Consider the following 14,090-nt stretch of genomic DNA (forward strand, 5'->3'; position numbering starts at 1 on the left):
CGCTGGTGCCCGTACGGCCTCCCCCTCTGTCATCTCAACCTGAGAGCTTCACCGGCCCGCGCAGCGATCCGGCTTTCACCGTCGGTGAGGAAGGGCTCCGGCATGTTGCCCGTGACCCGCCCTGCTTTCCAGAGTGACCTCGTCCGTACGGTACGTGTGCCTGAGAGATTCCGGGGAGGATTTGCTCCTTCGGCGCCCCCGCCAGCTTGCGACGGAGAGCTCTCCCGCACGGGGTCGACAGCCGTCTGCCAGCCTACCAGCGGGGATGTCGGCCAGCCCCTCAAGTGGCCGATGAGCGGGATCTGGCCTTACGTAGGTGTCATGGGGGCAGGCATGACCTTGTTGGAGGTGATGGACGGTGCACACGGACACCGACCCGCGGCAGTTGATAGGCCGCAAGGCGTTCGACCGCAACGGCACGAAGATCGGCACGGTGGACGAGGTCTATCTCGATGACGCGACGGGCGAACCCGAGTGGGCAGCCGTGCGCACCGGCTTGTTCGGGCGCGATGTCTTCGTCCCGCTGGAGCCGAGCGAGGTGGTCGGCGAGACGCTGCGCATCCCGTTCGACCGCGCGTTGATCAAGGACGCCCCCGACCTCGGTGTCGGCCGGCACCTCTCGCCCGAGCAGGAGGTCCAGCTCTACCGGCACTACGGGCTCGACACCTCGCGGCGCGACGGCCCTCCTCCCCCGGACACCGGGTTCGGACGCATCGCCGGCGCCGAGGAGAGGCCGGGCGGCTCAGCCCACGACGGCTGACCCGCCGGAGCCGGGGCCACCCCGCCGCCGGCCCCGACGTCCACGGCCGGGAGGCCGGCCGCCGGCGCCCCGGACGGTGTCTCCGGGCGCACCAACGGCAGGGGCTCGGCAGGGGTGAGGGCCGGGTCGTCCACGGCGAACGTCCGCACGCGGCCCGGCGCCGACCAGGGCTGCTCGAACCGCACGGTCACCCGCCCCACGCCGCTGCCCTGCACCCAGCCCGGGCCGTACTCCGCGTGCACGACGTCGTGTCCCGGCAGCCAGTGTCGGGGAAACTCGGCCGACGGCTCGGATATGGGGCTCAGTGGGGCGCTCTCCACTCCCGGCGCCGGCCCGTGGTCTGGCGCTCCCGCGGCCTCCACCTGGGCCCGCTGGGCCTCTTCCAGCGCCTCGCGCTCCATGGCGGCCTGGGCGAAGAGGTCCTCCTGCGTGTAGTCGGCCAGGCCGGTGACGCCGACGCCGAGGAGTCGCACGCCCTCGCTCGTCTCCACGCCGTCGATGAGCCGCCGCGCGGCCTCCCGCACCACCGAGGGGTCGTCCGTGGGCCCACGCAGCGTCTCGGAGCGGGTCAGCGTCGAGAAGTCGTAGCGCCGAACCTTCACCACGACCGTGCGCCCCGACCTGCCCGCCTCCCGCAGCCGCTCCACGCACCGGTCCGCGAGCCGGGCCACCTCGAACTGCACCCGCGAGCGGTCGGTGAGGTCCTCGTCGAACGTGTCCTCCACGGACACCGACTTGGTGTCCCGGTCGGCGACGACCGGACGCTCGTCCCGCCCGCTGGCCAGCGCGAACAGCGAGGCGCCGTGAGCCTTGCCGAGCAGCCGCACCAGCTCGGCCTCCCCGGCCTCGGCCGACTCCGCCACGGTGTGGATGCCGGCGCGCCGCAGCGCCTCGGCCGTCGCCGGGCCGACCCCGGGAATGGCCCGCACCGACATCGGCCCGAGCAGCGCCATCTCGGTGCCCGGTTCGATCACCACCAGGCCGTCGGGCTTGGCCTGCTCGGAGGCGATCTTGGCGAGCATCTTGGAGCCGGCGAGCCCGACCGATCCGGAGAGCCCGGTCGCGGCGGCGATGTCCCGGCGCAGCCGCTCCCCCACCGCGCGGGCCGCCTCCAACCGGGGCTCCACGCCGCCGGCCTCGAGATCGACGAACGCCTCGTCCAGACTGAGCGGCTCCACCAGCGGCGACAGCCTCGCCAACAGGCCCATCACCACGTCGCTGACCTGCCGGTACAGCGAGAAGCGCGGCGTGAGGTAGGCGGCGTTGGGGCACAGCCGGCGGGCCTGCGCCATGGCCATGGCCGAGTGCACCCCGAAGACCCGCGCCTCATAGGAGGCCGTGGAGACGACGCCGCGCGGCCCGAGTCCCCCGACGATCACCGGTTTCCCACGCAGGCTGGGCTTGGCTGCCTGCTCCGCCGCCGCGTAGAAGGCATCCATGTCCAGATGCAGGATTGTTGGCGCACCCCTCACACCACGATAGTGCCGTACGCCACTGACAATCGGGCTCAGACCGCGCGGTTGCGCCGCCTGGCCAGCTCGTCCCCGGGGTGGTGGCGGGTCAGCGTCTCGCCGGTGTCCACACGCTCCCCGTGCAACTGGGACAGCGCCGCCTCCACGTCCCGCCACACCACGCCGACGGCGATGCCGAAGACGCCCTGGCCGCCCTGGAGCAGGTCCACGACCTCGTCCGGCGACGTGCACTCGTACACCGTCGCCCCGTCGCTCATCAGGGTCATCTGCGCCAGGTCGGCGACCTCGCGCAGCCCCAGGTGTCGCACCGCGGTGCGGATGTTCTGGAGCGAGACGCCGGTGTCGAGGAGCCGCTTGACGATCTTGAGGACGACCACGTCGCGGAAGCTGTAGAGGCGCTGGTTGCCGGAGCCGTGAGCCGGCCGCACGCTCGGCTCCACGAGTCCGGTGCGCGCCCAGTAGTCGAGCTGGCGGTAGGTGATGCCCGCGGCCGCGCACGCCGTGGGTCCGCGGTAGCCGACGTCGTCGGACGCGGGCTCCTCGGCAGCCGTGGCGCGTGTCGCGACCGGCTGCCCGGGCGCCGACCCGGCCCCGCCTCCAGGAAGCGGATACGGACCGCCTGCCGCCGTGCCCTCGCCGGTGCTTCTCACGCCGACCTCCGTCCTTGACCTGCCTTCTCGACGGTAGGCAGTCACTCGGGGTGCGTCAACGATCGCCACACTCGGCACGCCGAGTGATAATCACCCTGGGAGTGGTTTACCACGACGCTTCGCCGGGAACGGCTGGCCGAATGCCCACCGCGACCACCGTCAGCGACTCACTGGCTGTTGGTGTCGAAGTCTTCCGGAGAGATCTGGTCGAGGAACTCGCGGAACTTCTCCACCTCGTCCTCCTGCTCGTCCGGGATGGCGATGCCCGCGTCGTCCAACACACCGTCGCTGCCGTAGATCGGCGTTCCGGTGCGCAGCGCCAGCGCTATGGCGTCCGACGGGCGAGCGCTGACCTCCACCCCGCTCGCGAAGACCAGCTCCGCGTAGAAGACGCCCTCCCGCAGGTCGGTGATCCGGACCTCGGTGAGTTCCTGCCCCACCGCTTCCAGCACGTCCTTGAAAAGGTCATGGGTCAGTGGTCGCGCGGGGGCCATGCCCTGCTGCGCGAAGGCGATGGCCGTCGCCTCCCCCGGCCCAATCCAGATGGGCAGGTACCGGTCGCCTCCCACTTCACGGAGAAGCACGATCGGCTGGTTGGAAGGCATTTCCACCCGGACACCCACGACGTCGAGCTCATTCACACAGCAACCCTAGGACCTGGTCGACCGGTTTGGGTAGTCGGGCACCGCGGCACTCAGTGCAACCTGACCCGCAGCGCGGCTTCCACAAGCGCCGCGTGCAGCCGTACGGACAGCCCGGCGAGCTCCCGGGCGGTGGCCTCCGCATGGGCTCTGGTCTGCGGGTTTCGATGCCGACGCAAGGGTGCGACGAGCTGCTCGACGAGCCCGGCCTCCCGATCGGCGGCGGCCTTGATCGCCCGAAGATGGCGCGGTTCGAGACCAGCCCTGCCGAGATCGGCGATGAGCCTGGCCACGGCAACCGCGCCAACGTCGTATCCGCCGTCCGAGGCGGGGCTGAGCAGCCCGTAGGACTCCCACTCGGCCAGTTCCGCCTCACCCACCTCGGCCGCGGCCAGCAGCTCCGCACGGCCCACCCTGGTCGCCGTCGGCTCGTCCACCGCCGGCGGCTCCCCGTCGAGCAGGTCGCGGGGCTGGGCGGGGGCGGGCAGCGGCACCTGTTCGCCGCGCTCCAGGGCGTCCAGGTGCTCCCGGATGACCTTGAGCGGCAGGTAGTGGTCGCGCTGCGTGCGCAGCACGTACCCGAGCCGCTCCACGTCCGCCCGGGAGAACTTCCGGTAGCCCGAGGGGGTGCGCTGGGGCTCGACCAGCCCCTCGGCCTCGAGAAAGCGGATCTTCGAGATCGTCACCTCGGGGAACTCGTCCCGAAGCAGGTTCAGCACGGCCCCGATGCTCAGCAGCCGGCCGTCCGCGGGGGCGGTGCCGTGTCCGGCACCGCCCGACGGTGAGTGACGCATGAACCTCCCTCGGCTCCCCTGGTCGCTCAGATGCCGAATCCTCGCTGGCTGGCGTAGAAGACCAGCCGGTACTTACCGATCTGCACCTCGTCGCCGTTGTTGAGCAGCACCGCGTCGATCCGCTCACGGTTGACGTAGGTGCCGTTGAGGCTGCCGACGTCGGCGACCGAAAAGCCGCCGTCCGGGCCGCGGCGGAACTCCACGTGCCGGCGCGAGACGGTGACGTCGTCGAGGAAGATGTCGCTGTTCGGGTGACGACCGGCCGTCGTCAGCTCGCTGTCCAGCAGGAAGCGGCTCCCCGAGTTCGGGCCGCGCCGGACGACCAGCAGCGCCGACCCCGCCGGCAGCGCGTCCACCGCGGCCTGGGCCTCCGGCGTCAGCGACGGCAGCGGCGTCTGGCCGGTCGTCTCGGAGTCGTACGCCTCAAGGCCCGAGATCGAGATGGTGGACGTCGTCTCCGAGGCGCGCTCGGGCGTGGCTCCGGCCCGCAGCGGCGTGCCGCAGTTGGAGCAGAACTTGCTCGTGGCGCTGGCCTGGTGCCCGCACCTGGGGCAAACAGGCACCCCGGACCCTCCACCCGTACTCGAGCTTGATCGTTCCCCGAAACCTATGGGGCCGGCTCCGGCAGGGTCAACAGACGACGCGCCGTGGCCACCGGGCTGGCCACCGACCTGGTCCCGGAACAGCGGGCGCTCCTCCTGAGCCCCGCCTTCTTCGGCAGCGCGCCCTCGATGGCGAGCGGTGCCACCCTCCGGGCGTGCACTCTTGCCGAACAACTTCGCAAACAACTTCACGGGCGATTCCCCTTGACTGAAACAGACCCGCCCGTGGGGCAGGACAAACCCTCGATGCACACACCGGCTGACCCGGACACCCTCACAACGTCCGTGACCATCAGACAGTTTCCCTCACGCACCCCGTATCTGGTGCGCCGACCCCCCGCTGGCTTCCGCCCGCGGCACGGGGCCCCCATACGTCCCCCGGTCCTCACGATGACGACCGAGCGTAGTCAGGCCGCTTCGCCGATCGCAAGGCGTCCACGACGATCTTCTCGTGCCGCTTGATTGACACGTTCGCGCGCTCCTTCTCCAGAGTCTGTACCACCCCACCAGGAATGTTGAGCGCCGGCTCAAGATCCTCGGGTTTGCCGATGACGGTGAACTCGTAGGGCTGGCTCACCTCGTGGCCGTCGATCTCGACGCCCTTGTCCCCGTCGGCGAAGTACGTGTTGGCCACCACCCGCACCTCGTTGATCTGGATGGCCTCCGCGCCGGCCGCGCGCAGCTCCTGGATCGCGTCGAGCAGCATGTCGGCCTCCACCGCGCCACGCGTGTCGTCTATGCGCAGCGTGATACCGGGACCCTGCGCCGCAACCGTACCCGCGAGCACACCCAGTTGCTGCTCCTTCGCCTTGGTCTGCCTACGGGCCTCCTCGGCCTGGTCCGAGCTGTTCTCCAGCTCGGTGCGCTGGCCGACGAGGCGCTGCTTCTCGTCCTCAAGACGTTGGGTGCGGTCGTCGAGTTCATCCAGGATGCGCACCAGATCCTCCTGGCGTGCCCCGCGCAGCACACTGCTCTCGTTGGTCGAGCGCACCTGGATGGCCAGGCCGAGCCCGAGCACGCACAGCAGCAGGGCCACGGTGAGCTGCGGGCGGGTCACGCGCGGCGGCCACAGACTCGCCAGCAGCCGCCTACGGCCCGTCATCGATCCGTCGGGCACGGGAGGTTCGGGAAGCGGCTGGCGGTGCGCCGACGCCCGGGGTACGGGGCGCTCGGCGGGCAGCTCGCGTCGCAGCCCGCCGAAGCGGTAGCCGTGCCCCGTGCCGTCGCCCGGGTCCGCCTTCTCCGGCGGCTGCTCCGCGGCCCCGTCACCCCTCGGGGCGGCCGGCCGCGCGGGCTCCTGGTCCGCCGGCTCGGGGCGCGGTAGTTCGGACCGGTCGGGGGTCTCGTCGTGGGACATCGCGCTCACGCCCTGAAGATGTGCCGCCGGATCGCGGCCGCGTTGGAGAAGATGCGGATACCGAGCACCACCACGACACCGGTGGAGAGCTGCGCACCGACGCCCAGCTTGTCGCCCAGGAAGACGATCAGGGCGGCCACCACGACGTTGGACAGGAACGAGACGACGAAGACCTTGTCGTCGAAGATTCCGTCGAGCATGGCGCGAAAGCCACCGAAGACCGCGTCCAGTGCGGCGACGACGGCGATCGGCAGGTAGGGCTCAACCGCGTTGGGTACCACGGGGCGGACCACAAGTCCGACCACGACTCCCACGACGAGGCCCAGTACGGCGATCAAGATGTGCCCTTTCCTGTGTCGGTGTCGTTCGTGTTCGCGGCACCGGCATGTGGCTGCGCGCTGCGCACGATCAGGCTCGGGGCGACCGGAAGACGCGCCTCGTCCTGGATGGATGTCCGCACGCGAATGTCGTAGTTCTCCTGCAGCACCTTGAGGTACTGGCCGTCCGCGCTGTCCTCGAAGGCCGTGCGCAGCCGCTCTCCGTCGCCCACCGCGAGCACCGTATACGGCGGCACGAGTGGCCTGTTGTCCACCAGTATGGCGTCCCCCGCGGCCCTGATCGCCGAAAGGGCCGTCAGCCGCTGGCCGTTGACGGCTATGGCTTCCGCCCCGGACTGCCACAGCCCGTTGATCACACGCTGCATGTCCCGGTCCCGCACCCGTCCGGTGTCGGAGAAGCCGCTGCCCTCGCGCGGGCCGCCGCCCCCGCCGTCGGCGCCCTTCGCGTCGTCGATGACCAACTTGACCGCGGGTCCCCGCACCTCGGTCGCGCCGGCGAGCAGGGCCACCAGTTCGCCCCTGTCCCCGCCGTGTTCCTTCAGCGCCTCGCGCTGCCGCTCGCCGACGTCGTCGCGCAGCGCGTCGACGTCGTCCTCCAGGGCGTCGGCCGCCGAGGTCTCCGACTCGATCCGGTCGATGAGCTCCTGGCGCTCCTTGGCCACGGTGGGCGCGGCTATCCGCGTCTCGGCCGCGCCGATGGTCACCACGACGGTGGTGAGGATCAGCCCGACCGCCAGCCACGCCTTGGCGCTCGCCGTACGCGGCAGCCCCTGCCTCCCCTCGGCCTCGCGCCGGGCCGCCGCCTCGGCGTACCCGTCGTCGAGGCTGTGCTCCATCACGTTGGTCAGCAGCGACATGGAGGCGTCGGGACGCGGGCGCTGGGACGCGGTGCTCCGAATGGGGGGCGGCTGCGGCATGCCGCACATCGTCGCACGTCGGGAGCGCCGCCACCCAATGGCCCCACCGGCGTGCCGGACAGTGGCGCGAGTGCCAACGGCCCACCGTGACCAAGCCGTAGAAGACCCGCACGGGTCCGGTCGGGCGCCGCGCGAGCGCCACGTACCGGACCCGGCGGGCCCTGCGGATCAGCGACCCGCGGTGTCCACGACGTGCGCCCACTCGTCGAGGAGGGCCTCGGCGGACGCGTCGTCCGGGCCTTCCGCCCACAGATGGGTGACGGCCTCGGCCGGGTCGGGCAGCACCATGACCCAGCGCCCGTCGGCCTCCACGACCCGCACCCCGTCCGTGGTGTCCACCGAACGATCTCCGGCGGCTTCCACGACCGTACGCATCACCAGCCCCTTGACGGCCCACGGCGTGGCCAGATCACGCCGGAGCACGTGGGCCCGGGGGATGCGGGCGTCGATCTGGCTCAGCGTCAACTGGGTGCGCGCCACCAGACCGATGAGCCGCACGAACGCGGCCGTTCCGTCGAAGACGCTGCTGAACTCGGGAATGATGTACCCGCCACGCCCGTCACCACCGAAAATGGTGGTCTCGGCGCGCCCCACCCGGGTGAGGTCGTCGGGCGAGGTGGTCGTCCAGTCCACCTGCGTGCCGTGGTACGCGGCGACCTGCTCCGCGATCCGGGTCGTGGTCACGGGCATCGCGACCCGGCCGCTCCGCCGCTCGGCCGCGACCAGGTCGAGCATGACCAGGAGCGCCCGGTCGTCCTCGATGATGCGACCGCGCTCGTCCACCAGCGAGAGCCGCTCGCCGACGGGGTCGAAACGGACACCGAAGGCCGCGCGCGCCGAGGCGACGATCTCGCCGAGACGCACCAGTCCCGCCCGCCGGGCGTCAGCGGTCTCGGTGGGGCGCGACTCGTCGAGGCCGGGGTTGATGGTGAGCGCGTCCACCCCGAGCTTGCCCAGGAGGCTAGGCAGGACCAGCCCGGCGCTGCCGTTGGACGCGTCGACCACGACCTTCAGACCGGCCTCGGCCACACCGGTGGTGTCCACCGCGCGCAGCAGCGATCCGGTGTACGAGTCGAAGACGCTCGCGGGGAAGCGCAGGTCACCGATCTCGCCGGGGAAGGCGCGGCGGTATTCCTGGCGGGCGTACACCCGGTCCAGCTTCCGCTGGGCGGCCTGCGACAGGTCCGCGCCCCGCTCGTCGATGAACATGATGTCCACCGAGTCGGGCACGCCCGGCGTCGTACGGATCATGATCCCGCCGGCACTGCCGCGGGCGGTCTGTTGGCGCGCCACGGGAAGCGGCACGTTCTCCAGGTCGCGTACGTCGATGGCGCTGGCCTGGAGCGCTGAGATGACCGCGCGCTTGAGGGCCCGCGCGCCCCGGGAGTGGTCACGCGCGGTGGTGACGGTGGAGCCCTTCTTGAGCGTCGTCGCGTACGCCCCCGCCAGCCGCACGGCCAGCTCCGGGGTGATCTCCACGTTGAGAATCCCGGAGACACCGCGCGCACCGAACAGATGCGCCTGCCCGCGGGATTCCCAGATCACCGAGGTGTTGACGAACGCGCCGGCCTCGATCGTCTTGAACGGGTAGACGCGTACGTTCCCCTGGACGATCGATTCCTCACCGATCAGGCACTCGTCACCGATCACCGCCCCGTCCTCTATGCGGGCGGCCCGCATGATGTCGGTGTTCTTGCCGATGACGCAGCCCCGCAGATTGCACTGCTGCCCCACGTACACGTTGTCGTGCACGACGGTCTTGTGCAGAAAGGCACCGCTCTTGACGACGACGTTGGACCCGACGACGGTGTGTTCTCTGATCTCCGCGCCGGCCTCGACCTTGGCGTAGTCGCCGATGTAGAGGGGCCCGCGCAGGACGGCGTCGGGGTGGACGTCGGCGCCCTCGGCGACCCATACGCCCGGCGAGATCTCGAAGCCGTCGACCTCGACGTCGACCTTGCCTTCCAGAACGTCGGCCTGGGCCTTCACATAGCTCTCGTGCGTGCCCACGTCCTCCCAGTAGCCCTCGGCGACGTAGCCGTAGATGGGCTTGCCTTCCTTCATGAGCTGCGGGAAGACGTCTCCGGACCAGTCGACGGAGGTGTCGGCCTCGACGTAGTCGAAGACCTCGGGCTCCATGACATAGATGCCGGTGTTCACCGTGTCGGAAAAGACCTGGCCCCAGGTGGGCTTTTCCAGGAACCGCTCGACTCGGCCGTCCTCGTCGACGATGGTGATGCCGAACTCCAACGGGTTGGGTACCCGCGTGAGGCAGACCGTGACGAGTGCGCCCTTTTCCTTGTGGAAGTTGATCAGCTCGGTCAGGTCGAAATCGGTGAGCGCGTCGCCTGAGATGACGAGAAACGCATCGTCCTTCAGCGCCTCTTCCGCGTTCTTCACGCTTCCCGCGGTACCGAGCGGCTTCTCTTCGTTGGCATAGGTGAGTTCCATGCCGAGTTCTTCGCCATCACCGAAGTAGTTCCGCACCAACGAGGCGAGGAACTGGACGGTCACGACGGTCTCATTGAGACCATGCCGCTTGAGCAAACGCAGCACATGCTCCATGATCGGCCGATTGGCCACCGGCAGCAACGGCTTGGGCATGCTAGAAGTCATCGGCCGAAGGCGAGTTCCCTCGCCACCGGCCATCACGACGGCCTTCATGTCGGAAGCGTCCTCCTTGAAGAGACGACGGTCAGGCCGACCTCGCCCGTCCAGATGGGGCCACTGGAGTTCACGTCAGGGCAACTCGGCCCTACAGGGCTGGCGCATCAGCGGGCTCAGCCGGCCGCGGCGTCCGCCCTGACAAGACGGCGGACCTGAACCACATAGAGGACTCCTGCCCACCAGTAGAGGGTCGTACCCCATCCTGCGAACGCCCATCCGAAAATAGCAGCGAACGTCGCCAGCCAGCCACTTCCGTCGCTCAGAAGGAGGAGCGGGAATGCGTACATGAGGTTGAAGGTGGCCGCCTTGCCGAGGAAGTTCACCTGGGGCGGCGGATAGCCGTGCCGGCGCAGGATGCCGACCATCACTAGGAGCACGAGTTCACGAGCCAGAAGTACGACGGTCAACCACAACGGCAGGATTTCCCGCCAGGTGAGGCCGACGAGGGTCGAGAGGATATAGAGCCGGTCGGCGGCGGGGTCGAGAAGCCGGCCGAGGCTGCTGATCTGGTTCCAGCGGCGAGCGAGCTTGCCGTCGAGGTAGTCGCTGACGCCACTGAACGCGAGAACCAGCAGCGCCCAGCCATCAGCCTTGGGGCCGCCGAACTCGGGCAACAGGATGAGCCACAGGAACAGCGGAACGCCGACGAGGCGTGCCATGCTGAGGATGTTCGGGATGGTGAGCACGCGGTCGGTTTGGACGCGCGTCTCCTGGACCTCCACCCGGGGGCCTCCTGTGGATACGTGCCAATGATGCCCCCCGACTTTACCCGCCCGAGCAGGCACCACACGCACAGGGGTCTGCGTGACGCCTTTCCACACCGGCCGGCGCCTCCTACTGCTGGGGTGTTTCCCTCAGTCGGCAGGGCTGTTGCGGTGACACGGGCGAGGCATACACGAATAGACGCCGAAACGCAGAAGAGCCTTGTGACGGATCGAAATCCGTCACAAGGCTCTTCTAAAAGGAGTTCGGCGGCGTCCTACTCTCCCACAGGGTCCCCCCTGCAGTACCATCGGCGCTGAAAGGCTTAGCTTCCGGGTTCGGAATGTAACCGGGCGTTTCCCTAACGCAATAACCACCGAAACACTATGAAATAAACCAACCGGACAATGACACAGTCGTTATTTCAGAACCAACACAGTGAACGCGAGCAACTGAGGACAAGCCCTCGGCCTATTAGTACCAGTCAACTCCACCCCTTACGAGGCTTCCATATCTGGCCTATCAACCCAGTCGTCTACTGGGAGCCTTACCCCATCAAGTGGGTGGGAGCCCTCATCTCGAAGCAGGCTTCCCGCTTAGATGCTTTCAGCGGTTATCCCTCCCGAACGTAGCCAACCAGCCATGCCCTTGGCAGGACAACTGGCACACCAGAGGTTCGTCCGTCCCGGTCCTCTCGTACTAGGGACAGCCCTTCTCAAGACTCCTACGCGCACAGCGGATAGGGACCGAACTGTCTCACGACGTTCTAAACCCAGCTCGCGTACCGCTTTAATGGGCGAACAGCCCAACCCTTGGGACCGACTCCAGCCCCAGGATGCGACGAGCCGACATCGAGGTGCCAAACCATCCCGTCGATATGGACTCTTGGGGAAGATCAGCCTGTTATCCCCGGGGTACCTTTTATCCGTTGAGCGACGGCGCTTCCACAAGCCACCGCCGGATCACTAGTCCCGACTTTCGTCCCTGCTCGACCCGTCAGTCTCACAGTCAAGCTCCCTTGTGCACTTACACTCAACACCTGATTGCCAACCAGGCTGAGGGAACCTTTGGGCGCCTCCGTTACCCTTTAGGAGGCAACCGCCCCAGTTAAACTACCCACCAGACACTGTCCCTGATCCGGATCACGGACCCAGGTTAGACATCCAGCACGACCAGAGTGGTATTTCAACAACGACTCCACACACACTGGCGTGCATGCTTCACAGTCTCCCACCTATCCTACACAAGCCGAACCGAACACCAATATCAAGCTATAGTAAAGGTCCCGGGGTCTTTCCGTCCTGCTGCGCGAAACGAGCATCTTTACTCGTAATGCAATTTCACCGGGCCTATGGTTGAGACAGTCGAGAAGTCGTTACGCCATTCGTGCAGGTCGGAACTTACCCGACAAGGAATTTCGCTACCTTAGGATGGTTATAGTTACCACCGCCGTTTACTGGCGCTTAAGTTCTCAGCTTCGCCAACCCGAAAGTCAGCTAACCGGTCCCCTTAACGTTCCAGCACCGGGCAGGCGTCAGTCCGTATACATCGCCTTACGGCTTCGCACGGACCTGTGTTTTTAGTAAACAGTCGCTTCTCGCTGGTCTCTGCGGCCACCCCCAGCTCACACTGCAAAAGTGATCACCAGAAATGGCCCCCCTTCTCCCGAAGTTACGGGGGCATTTTGCCGAGTTCCTTAACCATAGTTCACCCGAACGCCTCGGTATTCTCTACCTGACCACCTGAGTCGGTTTAGGGTACGGGCCGCCATGAAACTCGCTAGAGGCTTTTCTCGACAGCATAGGATCATCCACTTCACCACAATCGGCTCGGCATCAGGTCTCACCCTCATGTCATCCGGATTTACCTAGACAACGGGCTACACCCTTACCCCGGGACAACCACCGCCCGGGCTGGACTACCTTCCTGCGTCACCCCATCACTTACCTACTACCCCCTAGGGTCAGCGGCTCCACCACTCCCCTCAACTCCGAAGAGATCAGGGCGGCTTCACGGCCTTAGCATCAGAAGATTCAGTATTGGGCGCTTCAAAGCGGGTACCGGAATATCAACCGGTTGTCCATCGACTACGCCTGTCGGCCTCGCCTTAGGTCCCGACTTACCCTGGGCAGATCAGCTTGACCCAGGAACCCTTAGTCAATCGGCGCACACGTTTCCCACGTGTGAATCGCTACTCATGCCTGCATTCTCACTCGTGAACCATCCACAACTCGCTTACGCGGCTGCTTCACCCGGCACACGACGCTCCCCTACCCAACCCAGCCCTCGTTGGAGGTACATGCTGGATTGACACGACTTCGGCGGTACGCTTGAGCCCCGCTACATTGTCGGCGCGGAATCACTTGACCAGTGAGCTATTACGCACTCTTTCAAGGGTGGCTGCTTCTAAGCCAACCTCCTGGTTGTCTCTGCGACTCCACATCCTTTCCCACTTAGCGTACGCTTAGGGGCCTTAGTCGATGCTCTGGGCTGTTTCCCTCTCGACCATGGAGCTTATCCCCCACAGTCTCACTGCCGCGCTCTCACTTACCGGCATTCGGAGTTTGGCTAAGGTCAGTAACCCGGTAGGGCCCATCGCCTATCCAGTGCTCTACCTCCGGCAAGAAACACACGACGCTGCACCTAAATGCATTTCGGGGAGAACCAGCTATCACGGAGTTTGATTGGCCTTTCACCCCTAACCACAGGTCATCCCCCAGGTTTTCAACCCTGGTGGGTTCGGTCCTCCACACGGTCTTACCCGCGCTTCAACCTGCCCATGGCTAGATCACTCCGCTTCGGGTCTTGAGCGTGCTACTCCAACGCCCTATTCGGACTCGCTTTCGCTACGGCTCCCCCACACGGGTTAACCTCGCAACACACCGCAAACTCGCAGGCTCATTCTTCAAAAGGCACGCAGTCACGACCATGCATGTAAACACACATAGCGACGCTCCCACGGCTTGTAGGCACACGGTTTCAGGTACTATTTCACTCCGCTCCCGCGGTACTTTTCACCATTCCCTCACGGTACTATCCGCTATCGGTCACCAGGGAATATTTAGGCTTAGCGGGTGGTCCCGCCAGATTCACACGGGATTTCTCGGGCCCCGTGCTACTTGGGTGTCGTACAAGCAAGCCATAGATGTTTCAGCTACGGGGGTCTTACCCTCTACGCCGGGCCTTTCGC

General features: G+C 67.1%; 11 protein-coding genes, 2 rRNA genes and 1 riboswitch (1 of these 14 running past the window's edge). Of the genes, 1 reads left to right on the plus strand and 12 read right to left on the minus strand.

The window, feature by feature from the left end:
- Positions 1–138: 138 nt before the first annotated feature.
- Positions 139–237, minus strand: a riboswitch (glycine riboswitch).
- Positions 238–358: 121 nt separating this feature from the next.
- Positions 359–760, plus strand: a complete 402-nt coding sequence (locus H7H31_RS02015; protein WP_187064347.1) for a PRC-barrel domain-containing protein — start codon at positions 359–361, stop codon at positions 758–760.
- On the opposite strand, the gene H7H31_RS02020 is transcribed toward H7H31_RS02015, so the two are convergent.
- From H7H31_RS02020 to H7H31_RS02075, 12 genes are all read right to left on the minus strand, one after another.
- On the minus strand, positions 652–2,232 hold the full coding sequence (locus tag H7H31_RS02020; protein WP_187064348.1) for a DNA polymerase IV: 1,581 nt from the start codon (positions 2,230–2,232) through the stop codon (positions 652–654). The two genes, H7H31_RS02015 and H7H31_RS02020, sit on opposite strands and share 109 nt — an antisense overlap.
- Before the next feature lie 35 nt (positions 2,233–2,267).
- Positions 2,268–2,882, minus strand: a complete 615-nt coding sequence (locus H7H31_RS02025) for a MerR family transcriptional regulator (RefSeq protein WP_187064349.1) — start codon at positions 2,880–2,882, stop codon at positions 2,268–2,270.
- A gap of 167 nt (positions 2,883–3,049) precedes the next feature.
- Positions 3,050–3,523: a bifunctional nuclease family protein gene (locus H7H31_RS02030; RefSeq protein WP_014044725.1), complete on the minus strand. Its 474-nt coding sequence runs from the start codon at positions 3,521–3,523 to the stop codon at positions 3,050–3,052.
- Positions 3,524–3,576: 53 nt separating this feature from the next.
- Positions 3,577–4,317, minus strand: coding sequence for a transcriptional regulator FtsR (gene ftsR / locus H7H31_RS02035; protein WP_187064350.1), 741 nt, complete (start codon positions 4,315–4,317; stop codon positions 3,577–3,579).
- A 26-nt stretch (positions 4,318–4,343) separates the two neighbouring features.
- Positions 4,344–5,171, minus strand: a complete 828-nt coding sequence (locus tag H7H31_RS34890; protein WP_372454687.1) for an FHA domain-containing protein — start codon at positions 5,169–5,171, stop codon at positions 4,344–4,346.
- 133 nt (positions 5,172–5,304) lie between these two features.
- On the minus strand, positions 5,305–6,276 hold the full coding sequence (locus tag H7H31_RS02045; protein WP_187064356.1) for a DUF881 domain-containing protein: 972 nt from the start codon (positions 6,274–6,276) through the stop codon (positions 5,305–5,307).
- A 5-nt stretch (positions 6,277–6,281) separates the two neighbouring features.
- On the minus strand, positions 6,282–6,614 hold the full coding sequence (locus tag H7H31_RS02050; RefSeq protein ID WP_176165418.1) for a small basic family protein: 333 nt from the start codon (positions 6,612–6,614) through the stop codon (positions 6,282–6,284).
- On the minus strand, positions 6,611–7,531 hold the full coding sequence (locus tag H7H31_RS02055; RefSeq protein ID WP_372456063.1) for a DUF881 domain-containing protein: 921 nt from the start codon (positions 7,529–7,531) through the stop codon (positions 6,611–6,613). Before H7H31_RS02055 ends, H7H31_RS02050 begins: the two co-directional genes overlap by 4 nt.
- Before the next feature lie 168 nt (positions 7,532–7,699).
- Positions 7,700–10,195, minus strand: coding sequence for a mannose-1-phosphate guanyltransferase (locus H7H31_RS02060; RefSeq protein WP_187064352.1), 2,496 nt, complete (start codon positions 10,193–10,195; stop codon positions 7,700–7,702).
- A gap of 116 nt (positions 10,196–10,311) precedes the next feature.
- The gene (locus H7H31_RS02065; RefSeq protein ID WP_176165415.1) at positions 10,312–10,920 is read right to left on the minus strand and encodes a CDP-alcohol phosphatidyltransferase family protein; all 609 of its coding nucleotides are present in this window, start codon (positions 10,918–10,920) and stop codon (positions 10,312–10,314) included.
- 244 nt (positions 10,921–11,164) lie between these two features.
- Positions 11,165–11,281: ribosomal RNA gene (rrf, locus tag H7H31_RS02070) — 5S ribosomal RNA — on the minus strand.
- 73 nt (positions 11,282–11,354) lie between these two features.
- Positions 11,355–14,090, minus strand: a 23S ribosomal RNA gene (locus H7H31_RS02075); it runs 388 nt beyond the window's last position.

Origin of the sequence: Streptomyces buecherae, assembly GCF_014295035.1 — a bacterium.
GTDB lineage: Bacteria > Actinomycetota > Actinomycetes > Streptomycetales > Streptomycetaceae > Streptomyces > Streptomyces youssoufiensis.